This is a genomic window from Streptomyces sp. NPDC127119, assembly GCF_042677425.1.
Classification (GTDB): Bacteria; Actinomycetota; Actinomycetes; order Streptomycetales; family Streptomycetaceae; genus Streptomyces.
On record NZ_JBHXTO010000248.1, the window covers coordinates 1 to 7,674 of the forward strand.

Below are 7,674 nucleotides of genomic sequence, written 5' to 3' on the forward strand. Positions count from 1 at the left end.
CCCCCACGGACGGTCAGTCGACGTCGATCGGTCACCCCGTAGGGGGCGCGGGGAACGGCGCGAGCACCCCCCACGGACGGTCACGCGACGTCGAACGGTCACCCCGTAGGGGGCGCGGGGAACGGCGCGAGCAACCCCCACCGACCGTCACCCGACGTCGAACGGTCACCCCCCCAGGGGCGCGGGGAACTGCGCAACCAGCCCCCACCGACCCGCACACGACACCACCCCGAAGCGGAGCGCAAACGCAAAGGCCGGACCCCGCCACCTCCCGGCGACGGAGCCCGCCCGACAAAGCCCGCGCAAACATCACGCAGTGTGCAACGTCAACCCGTACCGGTTGAGGATCTCGTTGATCGGCTGGTACCAGGTCTCCCCACCGGTGGAGCAGTTACCCCACCCACCGGAAGTGACCCCCTGCGCCTGGTCGCCGCTGATGAACGACCCACCCGAGTCACCGGGCTCCGCGCAGACACTGGTCTTGGTCATCTGATGCACAGCACCCTGGCTGTAGTTGACCGTCTCGTTCTTGGCCAGCACGTTCCCGCAGTGCCAGTGCGTGGTGGACCCAGACCGGCAGATGGACGCCCCGACCGGAGCCTCGTTGGACCCCCGCACGAGCTGGTCGGACACGGTGCCCCAGCCGAGTACGACGGGCACGGTCCACCACCCGCTGCCGACGTTCACCCACGCGTAGTCGTTGTCGGGGAACGACGACCCCTGGATGTTGCCTATGTACGAGCGGTCCCAGCCGCTGACACCCTGCCCGGCCCCACCGCAGTGCCCGGCGGTGACGAAGCCGCCGTGCACGGAGAAGCCGATGGAGCAGCGGACGTTGCCGGTGTAGAAGGGGTCGCCGCCGACGGTCCCGGCCGCGAACGTCTCGGGCGCGGACGCGGTCTCCTTGACGGTGACGGTGACCGAACCACCGGCCCGCGCCTTCGCGAGGAACGCCCGGACATCGTTGTCAGCCCGCTGCGCGGCGACGACGCCCACGACGACCGAGCTGGACTCGGCGTCGACGTACCAGTTGCTGACCCCGTCGGGCGCGGCCAGCTTGTCGATGCGCGCTTTGGCCGCGTCGAGCTGCCGCGCGCTGTACTTGACGGTGCGGACACTCGCACCGGTGTCCCGCACGGAGGCGAGCGTCGCGGCGGACGCGCCGCTCTTGACGGCGACGGTCAACTTCCCGCTGTCGGCGTCGAACCAGGACCCGCCGTACGCGGCGCCGGCCGCGCGCTTGGCCTTCGGTTCGACGGCGGTCGCCGTCTTCTCGGCGGCGAGACGGGCCTCGGCGCCGGCCTTCGTCAGCCCGAAGTCCCGGCGCATGGCGTCGATGAGGGCGCTGGAAGCGGGAGCTTCGGAAGCGGTGGTGGGGGCGGCTTCGGGGGCGGCGGCGGCCGAGGCAGATCCGGTGCCGACGGCTGCCCAGGAGCCGATCAGGAGGAGGGAGGCCAGACAGGTGCTCAGGGTCGTGGTGCGTCTCAAGGCGATGGCCCTTCGTTGTTCCAGCAAGGTGGGGGCGGAACAGCTGAACTATGAGAGCGCTCTCATCTCCATGCGGGGCAGAGCCTAGCGGCAGACCATCGTCAGGTACAGACCAAAAACAGGGGTTGTCGGCAGGCGGGGAACCGGTCAGCGGGCGAGCGGAATGCCGTACGCGCGTTCCACGTGCAGCCGCAGGACGAGCCGCCCGTCGCGGACCATCGCGGCCCGGTAGTCGGCCCAGTCGGGATGTTCGCCCTGTACGTCCCGGTAGAGCCGGATCAGCTCCTCCACGGTCTCGTCGCCGGGCTCGCGGGCCACGGGTGAGAGATCGGCGGTGCCCTCGGCGACGGTGTAGGCCCAACGGTCCGCGCTGGTCACGTGGTACGAGGCCCGGGGATCGCGGCGCAGATTGCGCGTCTTGGCGCGGCCGTCGGTGAGCGACACGCGCACGATCCGCTCGTCGGGGTAGTACGCGTGGTTGACGTTCGACAGCTGGGGGCGTCCGTCGCGCTTGAGCGTCGTCAGCACCCCGCCGTCGTACTCGGAGAGGAGTCGAAGCAGTGCGTCCTGGCCGGGACCGGCGTCATCAGTCATGCGCTGACCAACGCCCGCGCCCCCACCGAACATTCCGCCGATAGGCGATAGGCGATAGGCGGCACGCGGCACACGCTACGGAGGGGGTGGCGCGGCGACCGGAACCGCCGCGCCACCCCCTCCCTCCGTACCGCCGCTCCCGCGGGGCCCGCCCGAGACGCGTCAGGACGCGCTGCACGACGTCAGGACGCGCTGCACGAACCGATCGCGGGCGCCGAGGAGTTGCCGTTCTTCATGACGGTGAACCCGAAGCTCGTCGACGCTCCCGCCGCGAGACTCCCGTTGCCGTTGGGCTTCATGGTCATGACGTTGCCGCTGGAGTCCCAGCTGGGCGTGCCGTTCCAGGTCGTGGAGATCTTCTGCGGAGAGGTCACCGTGACGGTCGTCGTCCAGCCGGTGATGGCGGCACTGCCCGCGGTCACCGTCACCTGCCCGTTGAAGCGGTCGCTCCAGTCGTTCGTCCTGCTGTACGTGACCGTGCAGGCGGCGTCGCCGCCTCCGCCCCCGCCGCTGCCGCCGAGTGCGGTGAGTACGGCGGTGTAGGCGGCCTTCTTGGCGTAGTTGCCGTCGAACAGCAGCGGGGTGCCGCTCGCGCGCCAGGAGTACTTGTCGGTGACACCCCAGACGGTGATCCCGGTGCAGCGGGAGACGCCGAGGCAGGCGTTCACCACGTTGGTGTAGCTGGTGGCCTGTGCCGTGCCCGAGCCCTCGATGTCCAGCTCGGTGATCTGCACGTCGACGCCCAGGTCGGCGAAGCGCTGCAGGTTGGTCCGGTAGTCGCCCGGCACGGGGGAGGCGCTGTTGAAGTGGGACTGGAAGCCCACGCAGTCGATCGGCACACCGCGTGCCTTGAAGTCCTTCACCAGGTTGTAGACGGCCGTGCTCTTCGCGTTGACCCCGTCGGTGTTGTAGTCGTTGTAGCAGAGCTTGGCGGCCGGGTCCGCCGCCCGTGCGGTGCGGAACGCCTCCTCGATGAAGCCGTTGCCGAGCTTGTCCTGGAAGGGCGAGCTGCGCCGGGCGCCGCTGCTGCCGTCCTGGAAGGCCTCGTTGACGACGTCCCAGGAGTGGATCTTCCCCTTGTAGTGGGTCATGACCTGGGTGATGTGGTTGTTCATCGCCGTTCTGAGGTCGGTGGCGCCGAGTCCGCCGACCCAGCCGGGCAGCTGGGAGTGCCAGACGAGGGTGTGCCCGCGGACCTTCATGCCCCGGCCCTGGGCATGGCTGACGATCTGGTCGGCCGAGCCGTACGAGAAGGAGTTGCGGCTGGGCTCGACGGCGTCCCATTTCATCTCGTTCTCGGGGGTCACGGAGTTGAACTCCGTGTCGAGCGTCGAGGCGTACGCGGCCTCGCCCAGGTGGTTGGCCGCGACCGCGGTGCCGAAGTAGCGGCCCTTCTCGGCCGCCGCGGCACCGAGCGTGCTCGCCGCCGCGGCCGTTCCCGCGAGAGCCGTGACGCCGGCCGCGGCGAGCAGGCTCGCCATGCCGAGCACCAGGGCTCTTCGAGCCCGTGACCTGCGGGGCGGAGGTGTGACCGTGTGGTCCGTGAACGTACGGGTGAGCATGTCGTCCCCTTCTGCGGTATCGAAAGTTTCGAGCATGTTTCCGAATGGCTGCGCAGACCTTACGGCCGGTCATACGGGTCGTCAACTGGCTGTGCTGCACCGTATTCCGGTTGGCTCAAGTTGACCGGGTCACCCCATGTGTCGCCCGGATCCTCTTGCCTTACGGTCATGTCCCGCCTATGTTCCCCTGAATATTCGTCAGGCGGAGCGAATGTTTCGACGAGGGGGGAGAGAAGAAGGTGCGGGCGTGATGGGTGAGTGATCCCGCGCGCCTGACAAGTTCCTCATATGTGTCGGTCAGGGTCGATGCATGATCACGAGCACTCGCGGCGCCGGACGCCGTTCCGCCGTCGCCCTGGCGGCCGCCCTCCTCCTCGCCGTCCCCGTCGGCTGCGGCGCCGGAGAGGCGAGGACGGCGGACCCGACCCGGGCCGGCGGGGCCGAGCCCGCCCCCGCACCCCGCATCTCCCTGGACGTGGCACCGCGGCAACTGCCGGGCCTGGGCCCCAGGACCTCGGCCGGGATCCCGCGGAAGACGAGTCAGGTACTCATGGTCACGGGCCGGGGGCGGAACTCCGCCGTGTCCACCGCGGTGCTGTACAGACGCACGGCGTCCGGCTGGCACGCCGGGACCGTCTGGCCCGCGCACAACGCCTTCAAGGGTTGGACCGACCATCATGTGGTCGGCGATCTCCGCTCACCCGTCGGCGTGTACACCCTCACGGACGCGGGCGGCCTGCGCGGCAATCCCGGCACCCGTCTCCCGTACGACCACTCCGGCGGCTTCTCCGTGGACGGCACCGGCTTCGAGGGCGAGCCCCTGGCCGGGTCCTTCGACCATGTGATCGCCATCGACTACAACCGCGAGCCCGGCACCTCACCGCTGGACTGGACGCGCCCCCTCGGCGCGGACCGGGGCGGCGGCATCTGGGTGCACGTCGACCACGGCGGCCCCACCCAGGGCTGCGTGAGTCTGCGCGAGGACCACATGAAGGCCCTGCTGCGTGCCGTCGACCCGGCCCGCCACCCGGTGATCGTCATGGGCGACGCCGCCGCGCTCAGACGCTGAGGGCCGCTGCGGCGCGCGCTCGCCCCGGGGCCGGTACCAGCAGGTTGTGAGGAAGGTGTCAGGGCGTGGGAAGCCCCTCACGACCGGTCGCACCGCGCCTTCCAGCACCTAGCATCGGGCCTCGTGTGCGCACATGTGCTGGTTGCCGAGGACGACGAGAAGCAGGCGGAGCTGATACGCCGCTCCCTGCTCAGCGAGGGACACACCGCGACCGTGGTCCACGACGGCGGGGCCGCGCTCGCGGCGGCCCGGGAACGCCGGCCCGACCTCGTCGTCCTGGACCTGATGCTGCCGGTGGTCGACGGCTTCGGCGTGTGCCGGGCACTGCGCCGCGACGACGACATCCCCGTCCTCATGCTCACCGCCCGCTCCACGGAAGAGGACGTACTGCTCGGCCTCGAACTCGGCGCCGACGACTACATGACCAAGCCGTACAGCCCGCGCGAGCTGATGGCCCGTATCCGCACCGTCCTGCGCCGCAGCGGACGGCAGGGCACCGGGCACCGCGAGGACCCGGTCGTACGGGCCGCGGGGATCACCGTGGACCCCGTACGGCACGAGGTGGTGTGCGACGGGTCGCCGGTGGAGTGCACACCCGACGAGTACGAGATCCTGCTGGCCATGGTCGCCGAGCCCGACCGGGTCTTCTCCCGGCAGCAACTGCTGCGCCGCACCCGGGGTGTGGACCGGGCGTCGACCGAGCGGGCCGTCGACGTGCACATCATGAATCTCCGTAAGAAGACGGAGACGGACCCGCGCAGACCGGTCCGCCTGCTGACCGTCTTCGGCGTGGGCTACAAGCTCAGCGGTGAGCGCGGGTGAACCGGCCGGTACCGCTGCGCAAGCGGCTGCTGGTCCGCCTGTTGCTCACCTCGGTGCTGATCGCCATCTGCTCCGTCGCGGCCACCGCCTGGCTGGCCGTCGAGACGACGACCCGGGCGATCCAGGAGGAGCAGGGGCAGGTGCTGGCCGAGGACATGGACATCCTCCGGCAGCTGAGCGGCTACGCGGCCACCCATCGCGACTGGTCGGACGTGGCGAGGACCGTCCGCGAACTGTCGGACAGAACCGGCCGCCGTATCGCCCTGACGACCCCGGCCCGTACGCCGATCGCGGACTCCGAGACGCGGCACACGGCCCTGCCGCCCCGGGCCGCCGCGGCGGTGGACCCGCTGCACACCGACACCTTCACCGACCCCGGCGCTCAGGTCACCGGCATCGATCCGCGCGCGGTCGGCCCGTACCGTCTCACCCGCGCCGAGCGTGAACACGTGGCCCTGCTGGCCGAGAAGCGGCGGGCCTGCTTCGCGGGAAGCGGTGTCGAGACCTCCGTCACGCGGCTGCCCAGCGGCAGGTCCGTCCTCACCGACGCCGACGGAAGCGTCGACGGGGGCCAGGTGCCGGCGCGGTGCGCCGACGGCGTGCTCAACACCCCCACCGCGACGGAGCGGAAGGCCCTCGCCGAACTGACCGCCTACGCCGAGGACTGCCTGGGCCGCGCCGGAGTCGAGCTCGACACGCCCCTCGGTATCACCGTCGACTTCACGGACCACTCCATGCTGACCCGTTACGTCGCCAAGATGTCCCTGGCGGCGCGGCTCACCACCGACCGGGCGCGGAGCGCGGAGCAGACGAGGAAGGCGGCGGTGGCCGAGCAGGCCGAGAGGTGCGTCGACAGCTCCCGCCGCAGGCAGCTGACCCCGTACGTCGCCCCGGCCGCCGAACTGTTCCTGGGCCACGCCGACAGCGCCGCCCCGCACTTCGACATGTCGGCCGCCAACAAGGCCAAGGTCACAGGCGTCGCCGGTCTCGTCCTCGCCCTCACGGTCGCCGCCACGGCCCTGGTCGCCGGCCGCCTCGTACGCCCCCTGCGCGCCCTGACGCACGCCGCCCAGCAGCCGCCCGAGCAGCATGTACGTGTGCCGGTGACCACGCAGGACGAGACGGGCATCCTGGCCGTGGCGTTCAACGACCTCACCGAGCGCCGTGAACGCATGGAGGCACAGCGCAAGGCGATGGTCGCCGACATCGCCCACGAACTGCGCACCCCGCTCACCAACATCCGGGGCTGGCTGGAGGTGGCCCGCGACGGCATCGTCGACCCGGACCCCGAACTCCTCGCGTCCCTGCACGAGGAGGCACTCGTGCTCCAGCGGGTCATCGACGACCTCCAGGATCTCGCGGCCGCCGAGGCCGGCACGCTCGCGCTGCACCGCGAACCGGTCCGCGCCGACGAACTGCTCGAACAGGTCGTCGCGGCACACCGCGTGGCGGCCGAGGCGGCGGGCATCGGGCTGCGCACGGCGGTGGACGGCACCCCCTGGCTCGACGCCGATCCACTCCGGATGCGGCAGGCGCTCGGCAACCTGGTGTCCAACGCGATCCGTCACACCCCCGCCGACGGCACGATCACTCTCTCCGCCGGACGCCACGGCGACGAGGTCCACTTCCAGGTGGCCGACACCGGGGGCGGCATCGCCCCGGAGGATCTGACCAGCGTCTTCGAGCGGTTCTGGCGGGCGGAGAAGTCCCGCAGCAGACGCACCGGCGGCAGCGGCCTGGGTCTGCCCATCGTGCGCCAACTGGTCACCGCCCACGGCGGTACGGTCACGGTCACCAGCGAGGTCGGCAAGGGCTCGGTCTTCACCCTGCGGCTCCCCGGAGCCCGATGACCGACGGTGGGCGGTCGCCCGTTGACCGGTGGTCCGGGTACCAGGATCCGCGGTCCTGCCCACAGGAGAGACCTGGTTGCTCCGGCCCCACCGGCGCACTGTGGACGCATGGACACCACCCAGCAGCCGGAGGTCAGGATCCGAGTGACGCCACTGCGCCGCCTCAGCGGAGGCACGTACGTGCCGCGCGGCGGTCGGAAAACTCCCGCGCGGGCCGACGAGGGCCCGTGCGCGGCACGTCGGGAACGGCCAGCGCGAACAGGACGATGAACGGCGGCGGTCCGACACC

The 7,674-nt window shown here is 71.0% G+C and carries 6 protein-coding genes; 3 read left to right on the top strand and 3 right to left on the bottom strand.

The features are described 5' to 3' along the window. Positions 1 to 309 precede the first annotated feature (309 nt). From ACFVH5_RS43065 to ACFVH5_RS43075, 3 genes are all read right to left on the bottom strand, one after another. Positions 310 to 1,488 carry a S1 family peptidase gene (locus ACFVH5_RS43065; RefSeq protein ID WP_385839146.1) on the bottom strand — a complete coding sequence of 393 codons (1,179 nt, stop codon included), beginning with the start codon at positions 1,486 to 1,488 and terminating at the stop codon, positions 310 to 312. Positions 1,489 to 1,635: 147 nt separating this feature from the next. After that, positions 1,636 to 2,082 carry a PPOX class F420-dependent oxidoreductase gene (locus ACFVH5_RS43070; RefSeq protein ID WP_385839147.1) on the bottom strand — a complete coding sequence of 149 codons (447 nt, stop codon included), beginning with the start codon at positions 2,080 to 2,082 and terminating at the stop codon, positions 1,636 to 1,638. A 182-nt stretch (positions 2,083 to 2,264) separates the two neighbouring features. After that, entirely contained in the window at positions 2,265 to 3,644 is a 1,380-nt protein-coding gene (locus tag ACFVH5_RS43075; RefSeq protein WP_385839148.1) for an endo-1,4-beta-xylanase, read from the bottom strand. 310 nt (positions 3,645 to 3,954) lie between these two features. On the opposite strand from ACFVH5_RS43075, the gene ACFVH5_RS43080 reads away from it, so the two are divergent. The 3 genes from ACFVH5_RS43080 to ACFVH5_RS43090 all read left to right on the top strand — a co-directional run bounded on the left by ACFVH5_RS43080 (position 3,955) and on the right by ACFVH5_RS43090 (position 7,385). Further along, positions 3,955 to 4,713: a L,D-transpeptidase family protein gene (locus tag ACFVH5_RS43080; protein ID WP_385839149.1), complete on the top strand. Its 759-nt coding sequence runs from the start codon at positions 3,955 to 3,957 to the stop codon at positions 4,711 to 4,713. A gap of 123 nt (positions 4,714 to 4,836) precedes the next feature. Continuing rightward, entirely contained in the window at positions 4,837 to 5,535 is a 699-nt protein-coding gene (locus ACFVH5_RS43085) for a response regulator transcription factor (RefSeq protein WP_385839150.1), read from the top strand. Next, entirely contained in the window at positions 5,532 to 7,385 is a 1,854-nt protein-coding gene (locus ACFVH5_RS43090) for a sensor histidine kinase (protein ID WP_385839151.1), read from the top strand. The genes ACFVH5_RS43085 and ACFVH5_RS43090 overlap by 4 nt, the downstream gene beginning before the upstream one ends. The last annotated feature ends 289 nt before the right edge of the window (positions 7,386 to 7,674 follow it).

Coding starts and splice junctions, on each gene's coding strand:
- ACFVH5_RS43070 (WP_385839147.1), bottom strand. CDS start 2,082: ATGACTGATGACGCCGGTCCCGGCCAGGACGCACTGCTTCGACTCCTC.
- ACFVH5_RS43075 (WP_385839148.1), bottom strand. CDS start 3,644: ATGCTCACCCGTACGTTCACGGACCACACGGTCACACCTCCGCCCCGC.
- ACFVH5_RS43080 (WP_385839149.1), top strand. CDS start 3,955: ATGATCACGAGCACTCGCGGCGCCGGACGCCGTTCCGCCGTCGCCCTG.